The sequence below is a fragment of the Alicyclobacillus acidiphilus NBRC 100859 genome (assembly GCF_001544355.1).
Classification (GTDB): Bacteria; Bacillota; Bacilli; order Alicyclobacillales; family Alicyclobacillaceae; genus Alicyclobacillus; species Alicyclobacillus acidiphilus.
The window spans coordinates 1-15,251 of the sequence record NZ_BCQI01000072.1; the positions used below are offsets into that span (position 1 = coordinate 1).

The following is a 15,251-nucleotide window of genomic DNA, read 5'->3' on the forward strand; positions in this document are numbered from 1 at the left end:
CGGCACCCGAGCCGGCAGCCGGCCAACGCCACTTCGTCCCCATAGCGGTACTTTTGTCCCTTACGACACCCGAGCCCGCCGACCGACGACGCCACTTCGTCCCCATAGCGGTACTTTTGTCCCTTATGCCGCCGATAGCCAGCAGCCGGCCAACGCCACTTCGTCCCCATAGCGGTACTTTTGTCCCTTATGCCGCGAAAGCCTGCCGCTCGCCGGCGCGATCGCGCTGCCCCACTTGAACACAGCACGGCAATACATTACATTTAGTAAGTAACAGATATTCCATACAGACGATTCGTGGAGGGAACAGACATGGTCACAACTATCTTGAACAAGGACGTCATGTCGGCGATTCGCGACAGACGGTCCATGTATGCTCTCAGTAAATCGTCGCCGATCTCGGATCAGGAAATCCAGAACATTATCTCCGAAATCGTTCAACACACCCCATCCGCGTTCAACTCGCAAAGCACGCGCATTGTGCTCTTGCTCAGACAGCATCACGACAAGCTGTGGAACATCGCTAAGGAGGTGCTTCAGTCGGTTCAACCCGAAGAGCAATACCGGGCGACGTTGGATCGACTGAATGGATTCGAACAAGGATATGGAACGGTCTTGTTCTTTGAAGACCAGTCTGTCATTGAAGGATTGCAGGAGAAATTTCCGAAGGTCCAAGACAGATTTCCGGTGTGGTCTGAGCAAACGAACGGGATGCACCAGCTCGCCGTATGGGTCGCGTTGGAGGCCCATGGTTTGGGCGCAAGCCTGCAACACTACAATCCATATATCGACGAGCGCGTGAAACAGGAATGGAGCTTGCCTGAGCATTGGCGGCTCGTTGCGCAGATGCCGTTCGGCGCGCCAACGGCACCGCCGCGAGAAAAGGTGTACCAGTCGGTAGAAGAACGGTTCAAAGTGTTCAAATGAGCCAACATCTATGCGTGCGACATGGTCTCCCCGCAGACATCTGCGGGGATTCGTGGCTCGAATCGTTGCGGAAGAGACCACGGTACCGGAGGCAACGAAACGCCAGCGGGCAGAACCTTGCCCGACTGGCGTTTTGTATTGTTCCTCGCCTTCGCTTCCTCGCCGTCACGCCCGGCTTCAGCCTTGCGTGTGTGTTGCCCCCGGCTGCGACAGGCGTTTCGCGCCCGGCTTAGATCCCGATGGATTGCCGAACGTCGGCGGTGTCGTGCTGTTCACGAAGTCCGTGACTTCCGTGGCAATGGCCGCCTCTTCCTGCGTTGTCAAGGTCGACTCGAGGTTGCTGATGAGCGTTGAAGTCGACACGTTCTGAGCGGCCGCGATTTGAGCCACGGTTTGCCCGGCCTTCAGGTCAGACTCCAAGGTCGTTGTGCTGATGTTGAGATCGGCTGCGAGATCGGACAGAATGCTCGATCTCGCACCTGTCGCAGTCCCGCCAGTCGCACCAGTTCCGACCTTACCGCCCATCGCCCAGCCAAATCCGCGCCCTTTCCCAACATGCGACGGCCGCGTGGAAGACTGCGTGGAAGAGGACTGGGCCGGCTTGGTTCCGTTCACCAAATCGGTGACCATCGTCGCGATCTTCGATTCCATCGAGACCTCTTGCGCACTGGTCAATTTCCCACTCGACACGGCCTGGCTCAAGGTATTGTCGAGGGTTGTTTCGAGATCGGAAATCAGGGCGGAGGTCTGCACATTCTGCGCGGCCGCGATCTGGGCGACGGTCTCACCGTTCTTCAAATCGGCCTGCAAGGTACTCGTCGAGATGTTCAAGTCGGCAGCCAGATCCGACAACAGCCCGCCGAGCCCTTGGAAGCTGGCGTGGCCCGCCGCATTGCCCGATCTCGGCGCAGGTTTGGCGGTGGTTCCGTTCACCAAATTCGTGACTTGCGTGTCAATCGCGGACGTCGCCTTCGCATCAAGCGCCGACTCGAGATCGGAAATCAGCGTCGAAGTCGATACATTCTGCGCTGCCGCGATCTGGCTCACCGTTTGACCAGCCTGAAAATCGGCAAGCAACGCGCTTTCGCTCAAATTCAAGTCCTTCGCCAGTTCCGAAATGAGCGTACCCTTCAAGCTGCCCAAGTTGGTCGAATGCGTCGCATTGGCCGACGCAAACGCCACACTTGAGCCAAGTCCGAACGTTACAGCGATTGCCATCGAGCCCATCAACACTTTCCCTGGTACACCAATCTTCATCATCCATCACCTCATGGGCAGTCTGGAGGGATGTGGCTATCAAGCCAAACATCCTACTGAATGAGAAGATAGCACCATTGGATTGAAAATAGGTTGAAGCGAGCTCTGGCACGGATGGAATGCCCTGCTTGCACGCAAAGACTCCGCCTCACAACTACGCGTAGAGATGGCAAGCCACCAAATGTTCGGCCGAGACCTCTTGAATCTCGGGTGAATCCATTCGGCACACCTTCATCGCCTTCGGACATCTTGTGTGAAATGGACACCCGCTTGGCGGATTGGCTGGATTGGGCACGTCTCCCTGCAAGACGATGCGTTGCCGACGACTTTGCCGGCGCGGTTCCAGAGCCGCTGACAAGAGAGCCTCCGTGTATGGATGCAGCGGATTCGAATACACGGAGTGTTTGGGGCCAATTTCGACAAGGTGGCCGAGATACATGACCCCGACGCGATCGCTGATATGTCTGACCACTGCAAGGTTATGCGAAATAAATAGATAGGAAAGATGGTACTGATTCTTCAGCTCCATCAGCAAGTTGAGAATTTGCGATTGAATGGAAACGTCCAATGCCGAGACCGCCTCATCCGCGACAATCAGCCGAGGATTCAAGGCCAATGCCCGCGCGATGCCGATCCGCTGGCGCTGTCCGCCCGAGAACTCGTGCGGATATTTGTGCATGTCTTGGCTCTTGAGTCCCACCGTCTCCAGGAGTTTCGCAGCGCGTTCCATCGCATCGGCCCGAGGCATAATTCGGTTGACAATCAGGGGCTCGGCAACGGTCTGCCCAACACTGCGTTTGGGGTTCAACGACGCATATGGATCTTGAAATACCATCTGTATCTTTTTGCGAAACTCGCCCGCTTCCGATCGGGTGACCTCGTCCACGTGCTTTCCGTCAATCAGAATATCTCCGCTGGTCGGCTGCAAAAAACGCATAATCATACGCCCGGTTGTGGATTTGCCGCAGCCGGACTCGCCGACAATGCCCAACGTTTCACCCTTTTTGACGCCGAACGAGACGCCATCGACCGCCTTGACGTGGCCGACGGTCCTGTGAAGCAGCCCAGCATGAATCGGAAAGTACTTTCTCAGTTCCTTCACCTCAACGGCATATTGTTCCATTTACATCCCCACGCCTTCTGCAGTGATCATGTCACAGCGCACAAAATGCCCGGCGGCCACTTCCCGTAGATCGGGCATCGTTCGATGGCACCGAGCTTGCGCCATGTGGCAGCGATCCGCAAAGCGGCAACCTTTGGGAAAGTTCACTGCGCCCGGCACCGTGCCGGGAATGGAGTACAAAACCTCTCTCTGTTCGTCCAGCGACGGCATCGACGCCATGAGTCCGCGCGTGTACGGATGAAGTGGTTGGCTGAACAGCGTCTCGGCGTCGGTACTCTCAACAACCTGCCCTGCGTACATGACGACGACGTGATCGGCCATCTCCGCTACCACACCCAAATCGTGACTGATGAGGATCATGGACGTCCCCGTCTCATCGCGCAGTCGCTTCATCAACTGCAGCACCTGCGCCTGTATCGTCACGTCCAAGGCCGTCGTGGGTTCGTCCGCAATCAACAACTTCGGTTCGCACGCCATCGCCATCGCAATCATGACGCGCTGACGGAGCCCGCCGGACAACTGATGCGGGTATTCATGAACGATTTCATTCGCCCGCGGCACCCCGACGAACGTCAACGCCTGCACGGCCCGTTCCGTCGCCTCGCGCCGGCTCAATCTCCTGTGGCGAAGGAGCACCTCCGCAATTTGATCCCCAATCGACAGCACCGGATTGAGGGCCGTCATCGGTTCTTGAAAGATCATCGAGATTTCATTGCCTCGAAGCTGGGACATCTGTTTTTCCGTCAAGTCGAGCAAGTCCACGCCGTTGAACAGAATGGTTCCGCCCACAATCTTGCCGCGAGGTCTCGGCAACAGCCGCATGATGGACAGCGATGTCATGCTCTTGCCGCACCCTGATTCTCCGACGATACATACGATTTGCCCTTGCCTGACGTCGAGATCGATCCCGTCAACCGCCGGTACCCGAGATTCCTTGCTGACAAAATACGTCTTCAAATCGCGAACTTCAAGCAGTGGCTGAGCCATGCCATCACCCCCGTATTGGTTCCCTCATTCGATTCATCAACAGCACCATGTGCAGCATCGCCTGCTCAAAGTCGGGGATGCGTATCGATTCATCCGGCGCGTGCGCACGCGAATTCCACCATCCGCAACCGGTGGACACAATCGGCAAATCCAAGCCGAGAAACTCGCCGAACGGATACATTGGCCCAGTTCCCGCGGAGGTTGGGGCGAGAATCGGGTCCACGCCATACGCCTCTCGTGCCGTTTCCATGACCAACTTCACGAACGGGTGGTTCATGTCGGATCGGTACGCCCGTTCGCCGTTCAATTGCGTCACTTCCACATCCGTGAACCCGTGCTTGTCGAGATGAGCCCGAACCTTTGCCAAGATATCGTCCGGATCTTGATGCGGAACAAGCCGACAGTCCACCTTGGCCTGCGCCCGGCGTGGGAGCACGGTTTTGCTGCCCTCGCCGGTATATCCCGCTTCCAATCCGCAGATCGTCATGGTCGGTTCGTACCACACATGAAGGTTGGGATTCTCGTCCCCGCAAATCAACGGACGGCGCAATCCAAGCTGGGCGCGCATTTGGTCGACATCGAACGGGTGAGATTCGGCCAACTTGATCATCTCTGGCGTTCGAGGTTCGACGTCGTCGTAAAATCCGTCGACCAGGATCTTGTTGTCGACGCTTTTCATCGAAGCCAACGCCTGCACCAACCGCCACGCGGGGTTATCGACGATGGCGCCGTTCGAGGAATGAAGATCGACATCCGCGCCACGGCACCACAACTGGAGATAGCACATGCCCTTGATGCCTGCCACCATCTGCGGTCGACCGTCGATGTTCTTGCCGCCAAATTCCCAAATGCACGCGTCCGCCCGAAACAAGTCCGCATACTTCTTGAGATAGGCGGGAAGCGAAGGGGACCCGATTTCTTCTTCACCTTCAATCAGGAACTTGACGTTGCAAGGCAATCCTCCGTTGGCTTGCAGGATCGCAATCGCCTGCAGGCGCACGGTTAAATCGCCCTTGTTGTCAGAAGCGCCCCGTGCAAAAATTTTCCCGTCGTGGATTTCTGCCCCGAATGGAGGATACGTCCATTCATCGATGGGCTCCGGAGGCTGCACGTCGTAGTGATTGTAGAACAGCAGCGTCTGATTGGGATTGCCCTGTTCCCCCGCGGAAAACTCCGCGTAAATCACCGGATTCCCCCCGCAGTCGTCCAGCACTCGGGCGGTGCCGCCAGCGCGTTTGACCATATCGACCACCATCGCAACCGTCTCGGCCATGCCAATATGCTGTGCAGCCACGCTCGGCTGTCGACAATATTGCTGCAGCGTTTCGATCGCGGTCGGAAGCTGCGCCTTCACAAGTTCCATCCATGTCGGCATCTTACGTCCCCCTGTTTTCGGATATCCTCGATGGCTTCTGCGCGCCGAAGACTGGTTTCCCCGCTTCACTCGCCAAGCACCTTGAGCGCGATCCCGACGAACGACTTCACCCCAATGGTCAATGCGTCTTCATCCACCGTGAACTTTGGATTGTGGTGCGGGTAAACAATCCCCTTCTCGACATTTCCAGCACCGACGTTAAAAAAGGTTCCTGGAACGACGCTCTGGTAAGCCGAAAAATCCTCTGCCCCCATCATCCGAGGCGCTTCGAGCACGGCATCTTCGCCAAACAGTTCAATCAATTTGATGGCTAGACAGGTTGGAACCGACTGATGGGGCGCGGCACCGTTTCCGCAGGTATGAGGGACTGATAGGTTTCCCCGCTCAATTGCGTTGCGTGTTCCACCTTCGCCTCGTCAATCAGCGACGGGTTGCGCATGACGTCGATTGCGGAGGCCGCCATCACCTTGCCTGCGAGCAGCATGCCTTTGTGCGCGATCGACGATTTGCCCTGCGACACAATCTGCCAGCTGTGCCCGGGTGTACCGAATGCCCAGGTGGCCACATTCACTTGAGCAGTCGGGACAATCCAGCTCACGTCGCCGACGTCACTGGACCCAGCAAGAAAGGTGGGCTCGGCGGAAAATGGATCGATCTCGTCCGCAATCACCTTACCGCCCTTGGCGACGAGCGCTTTCCTTTCGTCTTCGGAGAATGTGTCCTGGATGCGTTTCGCGAACGCGACTTCCTCTTCGGAATACGCCGGGACGCCGATCTCTTGAAATTTCCGATGCATCAAGGAGCTTAACGTGACGTTGGGGATCATGTCGGCGGACGCCGCATCGAATTGGCGGGACATCTCGGTACCCGTCATGAGTGCCGCTCCGCGAGCAATCTCGACGACCCGATCGAGGATCTCGCGGACCTCTCCCATCTTCGGCGCCCGCAGCTTATACAAGACTTCCGCCTCCGCCTGCACGACATTGGGCGAACGCCCACCTGGATTGACTACAGCGTAATGCAGCCGCGCATCCTGTGTGAGGTGTTCTCGCAAGTAGTTGGCCCCGACGTTCATCAGCTCCACCGCATCCAAGGCGCTTCGCCCAAGATGCGGACTTCCCGAAGCGTGGGAGCTCTTGCCGACAAACTTGAAAAACACCTGACACGTCGCGAGCATCGTCGCGTTGCACGCCTCGTTGTGGCTCCATGGGTGCCAAGTGAAAGCGACATCCACGTCGTCAAACAGGCCGGCACGCGCCATGAACGCCTTTCCTCCGCCCCCCTCTTCGGCCGGACAGCCATAGTACCGAATCGTCCCTTTCACACCATGCGCATCCATGTACTCTTTCACGGCGATCGCGGCGGCAAGCGCACCCGTTCCCAACAAATTGTGACCGCAGCCATGCCCGTTCCCCCCTGGCACAAGCGGTTTTTTGGTCAACTGATTGGCGCATTGGCTCAATCCTGAGAGCGCGTCGTATTCACCTAAAATGGCGACAATGGGATTGCCGCGGCCATAGCTGGCCACAATCGCCGTGTCGATCCCGCCGGCACAACGGTCGACCGCAAATCCCTCCCTCTCCAGGACTTGCGCCATCATCTCTGCGGACCGAAATTCTTCATAGCGAATTTCCGCATAGTCCCAAATCGCGTCGCTCACAGCGATCCAATCGTCGCGCCTTGCCTCTATCAGATCGGAAACAAATTGGCAATCATCCATAGAATTTGATTCGCCTCCTCAATGGCCGGACTGGTTGTGGCCTTCGATCAACGGCCCCAGCGGCCATGCTCACCGGCGCGCCGCTGGCTGAACACCTTCTGGAATTGGAGAAGCATACGTTTCATCGCCGAGACGTTCTCCCAATTCCCGCTTTGCCTGATCAAGCAGCGCGGGATTTCGCATCATCTCAAGGGCTGTAGCCGCCATCACTTTGCCTGCGTGCAGCATGCCTTTGTGCGCAATCGACGACTTGCCTATGGTGACCACTTGCCAAGAGTGGGCTGTCGTGCCAACCACCCAACAAGCAGTTGTACATTGTGCCGTCGGCGTTACCCAACTGACGTCGCCTACGTCCGTGGATCCGAGCCCACCCGAACGGCGTGTGGAAAGTGTGTGAGGAGGCGTGATCGAATCTGCGAGATCTTTGTCTCGCAGAGCTGGGTCGTGAACATGGTTCCGCTCCGCGTCTGTCAACGTGGCCCGCAGCGATCTCGCGAAGTCGAGTTCGTCGGCGTCGTATTCAGGCGTTCCCAAAGCGACGAAATTCCTGTACATCGTCTCTTCGAGAACGGAATTCGGAACGAGGTTGCTGCAAGCCGCGTCAAACACGATGTCCACCTGTGTTCCGGTCATCAAGGCTGCCCCCTTGGCGACGTCGCACACTCTTCGATAGATCTCCTCAACCTGCGACACGCGCGGCGCGCGGATCAGGTACAGTACCTCGGCCTCTGATTGAACGACATTCGGCGAGCTGCCTCCCGAGTTGGTGACCGCGTAATGGATTCTCGCCTCAGGGATCACGTGCTCGCGGAGGTAGTTCACGCCGACATTCATCAGCTCGACTGCATCCAGCGCGCTTCTCCCCAGGTGTGGCGAGGCGGCGGCATGAGCGCTTGTGCCCCGGAATTTGTAATAGACTTGGTAGTTTGCCAGGGAGTTCGCTTGAAAAATTCCGTTGTACCCCATCGGATGCCAAGTTACGCTAAAGTCGACATCGTTGAACAATCCGGCCCGAACCATGTGTGTCTTCCCAGACCCACTCTCTTCGGCTGGACACCCATAGTAGCGAACCGTGCCAGGCAGTTTCTCCGTCTCCAAACATCGACGGACAGCGACGGCCGCCGCCAACGCGCCCGTGCCCAGCAGATTGTGGCCGCATCCGTGCCCGTTTCCCCCTCGCTCCACAGGAACTTGTTCAACCAGACCGGCGCGCTGACTCAAGCCGCTTAAAGCATCGTACTCCCCAAGAATGGCGGCCACCGGATGGCCGCTGCCGTACGAAGCGACGAAGGCGGTCTCCATTCCAGCAACGCCGCGCTCCACGGTAAAACCTTCTGCTTCGAGCGCTTCAGAGAGCAGCGCCGAGGACTGGAACTCTTCGAACCGCGTTTCCGCGTATCCCCATATCGTATCGCTGAGCCGAATGAAAACATCCCGTTTCGCTTCGATTTCCTGACTGATGAAATCCAAGTATGGATTCGTTTCCAACTGAACACTCATGGACCCATCCCCCTATGCATGATCGCGGTCATCCCCGTTGGCCCCATCGGAAAGGTGGGCGGGGAGCCCCGAAATCAAGACTCCCAGCCCCAATCATCCCGTCTATTTCAGCGCCCAGTCGTAGCAATTCCACGTGTCCACGTCCCAAGGATTCGGCACATAGCCTGTCATGTTGATGGACGTGTCGATCTCTTCCGGCGCATAGTACCAGAGCGCAGGCAGATCATCGTGGAAAATGGTTTCAATCTGCTGCATCATCTGCGTTCGCTTTGCGGCGTTTGTTTCGACCGCTTGTTCCGCGAACAACTTGTTGACCGTCGGGTTGTTGTAGGATCCGTAATCAGCCGATCCCGTCGGTGTAAACAGTTCCTGCGGACCAGCCGGCGGATCGGAGCTGTCCTGATCCTGGAACTCCGCCAAATCCCATCCCTTTCCGGAAGGAAGAATGGAGCCGAAATACTCGTTGGCCGGGTAATTCTTGATGGTCATTTTGATGCCGACCTGCTTGAACCAAAACATAATCAAGCGCTCAGTCGCTTCCCGCGTGCTGTTTCCGGACGTGGTGATATACGTGATGGACAGGTCTTTCCCATTCTTTTGGAAATACCCATCAGAGCCCATCTTCCAGCCGTCCTGCGTCAATAGTTGCTTCGCCTGCGCCGGGTCGTAAGGGTACGGCTTCAGTTTGGGATTGCTTGACCACGCCATACTGGACTGATCGGCAGCGAGAAGCACCCCGTTTCCCTTATACAGTTGTTGGACGATGGCTTGCCGATCAATCGCCATTTCCATCGCTTGACGCACTTTGACGTCCTTCATCACCGGATCCTTGAAGTTCACCACGGCCATCTCGAAGACGGGCATCTTCGTCACGTGGACGGTCGCTCCCGAGATGGCTTTGATTTGATCCAAATCCTGCACCGGATCGAAATACCAAACGTTGATGGAATGCGATTTTGCGTTGGTCAACAACGTATTTTGATCCGGGATGATCTTGAAGTCGATGTTCTTCGTTTTCGGTTTTGGCCCATCCCAATACGGATTGGCCGTTACTTCGATGTCAGCTCCCGGCGTCCATGAGACGAATTTGTACGGACCGTTTGTCACCGTCGGATCGCTGTTGAACTTCGCTGTGTTGACATCTTTCGGATTCATTTTGCCAAACACGCTGTAGGGAATAATCCCTGGCATGACGCTGGCCAACGCGTCCTGAACAAAGGCAGCGTCTGGCTCTTTCAACGTGATCTTAAATTCTTTGTCGTTCACAATTTGAAAACTCTTCACATCGTCCCAGCCCAATTTGGAGACCGCGTTGACCTCCGGACTCATGATCAACTCATAGGTGATCTGCACGTCCTTCGATGTCACCGGCTGGCCGTTCGACCACTTGGCTTTGGGATCCAAATGGATGGTGTAGACGAGACCATCCTTGGAGATACCGCCGTTTTTCACCGTTGGTACCACAGTGGCCATCTGCGGTACGAGTTGGTTCTTCGGATTCACCATGAACAGATTTCGGTAGAGACTCATATCCACAATTTCAGAGAACGTTTCAGATGGACTCAGGATTGGATTCAAATTCGCCGGTTCCTCTTCCAGTCCGTCGACAATCGTTCCCGTAGTCACCGACGCGGCGCCGATCGCGCTCTTGTTGACGTCAACGCTCGTCTTTCCAAGCACACCTGCGTTGTCAACCGCGACAAACCCAGCCACGGCGAGTGTTACAACCGCTGCCAAACTCATTCGAATACTCAGTTTTCTCCCCACTCAGATGACCCCCGTTTTCATGTTGGAAACGATCCAGCCCTCTCCATTGCGAAGGATGTTACGTAGACGGCATCCCCCCTCTCACATTGCCGCGACTATCGATTTCTCGCGTCCAACGGATCGCGAATGGCATCGCCAAGCAGATTGATGGAGAGAACGACGAAGAAAATCATCAGACCTGGAAAGATGGCCAACCACGGCGCACTTGACAGATAGTCTTGCGACTGGTTGAGCAAATAGCCCCAGGATATGTTCGGAGGTTGCATACCCGCCCCCAAGAAACTCATCACGGACTCGAGCACGATGGATTGCCCAACCAGAAGCGTGCAATTGACAATCAGCGGGGATAAAGCGTTTGGAATGATGTGAACAAAGATGGTTCGGGCTGATCGGCAACCGACCATACGAGCGGCGAAAATATAATCTGTGTCTCGAATCGTGAGAATACGACTGCGAACGAGACGGGCTGGATACATCCACGAGGTCAGACTGATGACTTCGACGATGGTGGCGGGTGATGTTCCAAGCACCGCGGTCAAACCGAGAATGATGAACAGCGAAGGTACCGACAGACCGACGTCCGTCAACCGCATGAGCAGTTCGTCAACCCATCCCCCGAAATAACCCGCGATCGAGCCAATCGTTCCTCCAATCACCACCGCGAATATGGCGGAAATGAAGCCGACGCTCAGCGAAATTCGACTTCCATAAAGCACTTCGGTGAACAAGTCGATCCCGACATCATCCGTTCCCATCAGATGATGGACACTCGGCGGCGCCAGCATCGCCATCAAATCCGGCGTGTTGAGCTTGTATGGAGCAATCCATGGGGCGAAGACAGCGCAGACAGCAACCAGCAGAAGAAATCCGACCGCGACCATGGTGATTTTCTTTCGAAAGACAAGCCTCACCATGACGAATTTTCGTTTGGATGGTTTCACAACTGTGCCTGCAAGATTCGACTCGGTCGCAATCGCCATAATCCGCCAGACCTCCCTCGGAACCGTTTGATTTAACTAAGCCTCACACGCGGATCGAGAACGGTGTACAACACGTCGGAGAAAATGTTGGCCAAAATGATAATGACCGACAGCAGCGATATCTCGCACATAATGACAGGATAGTCATCCTGCGAGATGGCCTGCGCAAACAGTCGTCCCATCCCAGGCCACGAAAAGATGGATTCCGTAATCAAAGCGCCCCCGAAGAGATATGCGCCATCGAGGATCATGACCGTCGACACCGGCAGCAGCGCATTCCTCAAGGCGTGCTTCCATGTGACCGTTGCCTCGGACAGCCCTTTCGCCCTTGCTGTTCGCACATAATCCTCACCCAGCGCGTCAAGCATGGAAGCCCGAACGTACCTGCTCTCATGGGCAATTTGATAGATGGCCAAGATACTGACCGGAAGCACCGCATGCCATATTCGATCCCCCAATGATCCGCCGCCCGTCGACATCAATCCTCCTGATGGGAACCAGTGCAACTGTGCGGAGAATATCACAAGCACCATCAGCCCCAGCCAAAAGGTTGGCATTGCGATCCCGAAATAGCTCAGAATTGTCAGTGAATAATCGACAAATGAGTATTGACGAACTGAGCTGATTACGCCAATCACAAACGACAACACCACTGCAAGGATGAACGACGACAACATCAATTCCAGTGTCGCCGGCAGCCGCTGGAGCACCATGTGGAGCGCTGGAACACCGTAATTGTACGAATATCCGAAGTTCCCCTGCACAGCATTCAGAAGCCAGTGCCCGTACTGCACCCACAGCGGTTTATCCAGTCCCATATTCTCCTTCAGCTGATTCAACAACGCTTTCGTCATTCCAGGTTGATGACTGTACATCGCGAGAGGCCCGCCAGGCATTGCATGCATCATGAAGAAGAGCAACAGGGAGATGCCAAAGAGAACTGGTATCGACTGCAGCACTCGACGAAGGATAAAGCGACTCACGATATCACCCTTCTCCAATTGTGTTTTCAGCGAGAACAACCATTGAGACTAGAGCGCAAAGAGTGGCGGGAATCGATCTGTGATTGAATAACTAGACACTAACAGCCCTATCCGTATCATGTCAATAGTATTTACACGATTATTTGACCAACAGCGTTTACATCCGTTTATTATCCAATATAAGGTTGAATACCTAACGCTAAAGGAAGATTTTCGGAGTATGTGTCGATGTATCGCGTCGAAATCAGACGATAGCGGCTTTTTTGTGGTATGTTTTTTAACAAAACACAAACGTGTAAAATTCGGATTGGGCAACTGAAACGTCGCGAGCCATCACAAACACGCAGACAAACCCAAGAACGACAAAAAGCGACGGGGTTATCCCCCGCCGCTTCGATGTTTCGCTGAAAACGATCCAAAACTAGCCGATCAGCCAGCCAGCAGTTTCTTAACCAGCGGAATCTGGCCGCGATGATGTGCCGTGTGCGCGATCGCATACGCGATCAACTGACGTTTGTTCACTTCGCCGACTCCGAGTTTGGCGGCGAACTGATCCAAATCAGATTCCGTCAGGCCTTCCAGCGCGGCACGCGCGTAATCCAGGCTCTCCGCCCACAGCGCCTTCACCTTGGCGACGTCCCACGAGTCCGCTTTGAACGGCCTTCCAGCGTCGATATCCGGCGTCTCGCCTTGTAACTGCGTGAAAAACCGCCGTTCAACCAATGCCGTGTGTTCGATGATCGACGCAATGTTGTTGAAATCCGGCCGCGGCTTTTTGATCCAGTCTTCGTCCGACAGCCCGTCGAGCATCTTGTCGATACTCGTGTGAACGCTCTCCAACAGCTGATACAAATCGGCTACCTCTTTCACCATGCGCAAACCATCTCCTCTCACTTGTGATCATGTCCCTATTGCGGACGAGAAGCAAGCTGTTGTTTCGAAACGGCACGCTCATTCCTAAGCACGTCTGTTGCGCTTCGACTTCCTGTGACGGCGTCTTGACGCTTGTCCCACCTTTGGCGCTCTGGTCCCTATATACACCTCCGCAAGCCCGGAGAAAGTAGTCGGATCATGTAGATCCAAATCGAGTTCCCGCTCTTCCCACTTCAAATCCCCCTTCGGCATACGCATTCCGTGCGACGCAAAAACCGACTCCAGCATGTCCTTCGGCACGAGAAACAATTCCGGTTTGCCCAGTGCTAACGAAACATCCAGCAGATTCCGAAGCAACAGGCGAATGATGAGGTGCAAACTTAATTTGTCACACTTTTTGTAGAACCGCGCATGCGCAAGCGCCGCATGGCCGTGATGAATGAACGACTCAAATTCGTGTGCATAATACAGAAATTCGGCCAATGCCGCGTGTGATTCTACTTGTGCTGTGTCAACCTGTACAGATCGTTCATAGGCCACCGTCGCGAGTTCGGGTACTCCTCCCTGTCGATAGACATTCCCTAATCGATTCCACAAAAATCCATCACTTGGTTTCTTCTCAATGAGGTCAAGCAAGTGCTCCTCCAAATCCGCTGCACACGTTAATTCATACCCATCGAAGCCCTGGAGTCGTCCAATTTGGACGACCGAATCGTCATCGTATTTCGTCACCGCAGCAGTAAGCATGGATAGCAAGAGAAATCTCATGAAACTATCGTCAAAGTACCAAGCGCTCGCCTCGTTGCAATGTACACAACGGAAATAACCCGTGCACTGGATATACTCATCCAGGCGAAACACGGCATTAGATTCTCCCGCCTGTGACTCGTCCGCCATTGCCGCCAAGGCGCCTAAACGATTCCCCAATTCCGGAGGAATCATGATTTCCCCCAAGTCGTATCTTCCCCGTTGATCACAAGCGCCACATGTCAATGTAGTTAGCTGTGTATGATCCCTTTCGGACCGCTCCTCCCACCTAGGATGAATTTTCACTACATAAGCGCTTGGCAGTTCGGACAGCGGCACAGCCCTATAGTCGTATGATTCCTTCGGCATTCCAAGAGCCGCAGCAAGCCGTGGATTCATTTGGATTGTTGGAACATCATTCGAAACGTCATGGAGTATCGCCATGAGTGCACTAGTCCCCTCTGTGCAAAAAATCGCGATCTTAACGCACGTGTACCAAACTTTTACCAAGACAAGCTGTACGACGGTGAAAATGAGCTCATCTGATAATTCCCATTTCCACTCTACTGCAAGGCTGTCGCATTGGCGACAGCCTGATGGAATCCCTGAGCACTTTGCAGCATCACCTCTCGGGTGAATATGAGAACGAGCCATGCGCACGGATCATCAGCGGTATTCATATGTTTAGATCTATATATACTTTGAATCTATTTATCAATAAGTCAACTTTCTCGTCGATTCAAGTAATCCCTTGTGTCATTCTTAACTCTGTCGAATTCGTCGAGTTGTGTCACATCAGAAGTCGGCGACCTCCTAAACGGAATGAATACTAGAATAAATAAAAGGAAGCAAACAACTGAGAACTTCGTATATGCCCTTGACCCACTCAGCCCGGCCGTCACCTGGCGGCACTAGCCCCCATAACGGAACTTTTGTCCCTTACGACGCCTCGCCTTCTTCCAGGTCGGCGACTCCTCGCCTCCATAACGGAACTTTTGTCCCTTCTCGCCTT

At 55.0% G+C, this 15,251-nt stretch carries 12 protein-coding genes and 1 pseudogene; 1 reads left to right on the forward strand and 12 read right to left on the reverse strand.

Going from position 1 to position 15,251, the window contains the following annotated elements:
- The first annotated feature begins 312 nt into the window (after positions 1–312).
- Complete coding sequence (locus AAC01S_RS16120; protein ID WP_067624797.1) at positions 313–927, forward strand: nitroreductase family protein; 615 nt, start codon at positions 313–315, stop codon at positions 925–927.
- 177 nt (positions 928–1,104) lie between these two features.
- On the opposite strand, the gene AAC01S_RS16125 is transcribed toward AAC01S_RS16120, so the two are convergent.
- The 12 genes and pseudogenes from AAC01S_RS16125 to AAC01S_RS16180 all read right to left on the reverse strand — a co-directional run bounded on the left by AAC01S_RS16125 (position 1,105) and on the right by AAC01S_RS16180 (position 14,446).
- The gene (locus AAC01S_RS16125) at positions 1,105–2,184 is read right to left on the reverse strand and encodes a hypothetical protein (protein ID WP_157071239.1); all 1,080 of its coding nucleotides are present in this window, start codon (positions 2,182–2,184) and stop codon (positions 1,105–1,107) included.
- Between the two features lie 154 nt (positions 2,185–2,338).
- Positions 2,339–3,307, reverse strand: a complete 969-nt coding sequence (locus AAC01S_RS16130) for an ABC transporter ATP-binding protein (RefSeq protein WP_067624803.1) — start codon at positions 3,305–3,307, stop codon at positions 2,339–2,341.
- On the reverse strand, positions 3,308–4,294 hold the full coding sequence (locus AAC01S_RS16135) for an ABC transporter ATP-binding protein (protein WP_067624806.1): 987 nt from the start codon (positions 4,292–4,294) through the stop codon (positions 3,308–3,310).
- Positions 4,295–4,298: 4 nt separating this feature from the next.
- Positions 4,299–5,669 carry a M20/M25/M40 family metallo-hydrolase gene (locus tag AAC01S_RS16140; RefSeq protein WP_067624809.1) on the reverse strand — a complete coding sequence of 457 codons (1,371 nt, stop codon included), beginning with the start codon at positions 5,667–5,669 and terminating at the stop codon, positions 4,299–4,301.
- A 65-nt stretch (positions 5,670–5,734) separates the two neighbouring features.
- A pseudogene (locus tag AAC01S_RS16145) lies at positions 5,735–5,965 on the reverse strand (M20/M25/M40 family metallo-hydrolase); the annotation flags it as partial.
- A gap of 14 nt (positions 5,966–5,979) precedes the next feature.
- Complete coding sequence (locus AAC01S_RS16150) at positions 5,980–7,389, reverse strand: M20 family metallopeptidase (protein ID WP_067624815.1); 1,410 nt, start codon at positions 7,387–7,389, stop codon at positions 5,980–5,982.
- A 69-nt stretch (positions 7,390–7,458) separates the two neighbouring features.
- Entirely contained in the window at positions 7,459–8,889 is a 1,431-nt protein-coding gene (locus AAC01S_RS16155) for a M20 family metallopeptidase (RefSeq protein WP_067624818.1), read from the reverse strand.
- A 102-nt stretch (positions 8,890–8,991) separates the two neighbouring features.
- Positions 8,992–10,656, reverse strand: coding sequence for a peptide ABC transporter substrate-binding protein (locus AAC01S_RS16160; protein WP_067624821.1), 1,665 nt, complete (start codon positions 10,654–10,656; stop codon positions 8,992–8,994).
- Positions 10,657–10,751: 95 nt separating this feature from the next.
- Positions 10,752–11,636 (reverse strand): ABC transporter permease, encoded by an 885-nt coding sequence (locus AAC01S_RS16165; RefSeq protein ID WP_067624824.1) that lies wholly within the window; start codon positions 11,634–11,636, stop codon positions 10,752–10,754.
- A 32-nt stretch (positions 11,637–11,668) separates the two neighbouring features.
- On the reverse strand, positions 11,669–12,619 hold the full coding sequence (locus tag AAC01S_RS16170; RefSeq protein WP_067624826.1) for an ABC transporter permease: 951 nt from the start codon (positions 12,617–12,619) through the stop codon (positions 11,669–11,671).
- Between the two features lie 429 nt (positions 12,620–13,048).
- The gene (locus tag AAC01S_RS16175; protein WP_067624829.1) at positions 13,049–13,492 is read right to left on the reverse strand and encodes a DinB family protein; all 444 of its coding nucleotides are present in this window, start codon (positions 13,490–13,492) and stop codon (positions 13,049–13,051) included.
- A gap of 84 nt (positions 13,493–13,576) precedes the next feature.
- Positions 13,577–14,446, reverse strand: coding sequence for a tetratricopeptide repeat protein (locus tag AAC01S_RS16180; protein WP_157071240.1), 870 nt, complete (start codon positions 14,444–14,446; stop codon positions 13,577–13,579).
- Positions 14,447–15,251 lie beyond the last annotated feature (805 nt).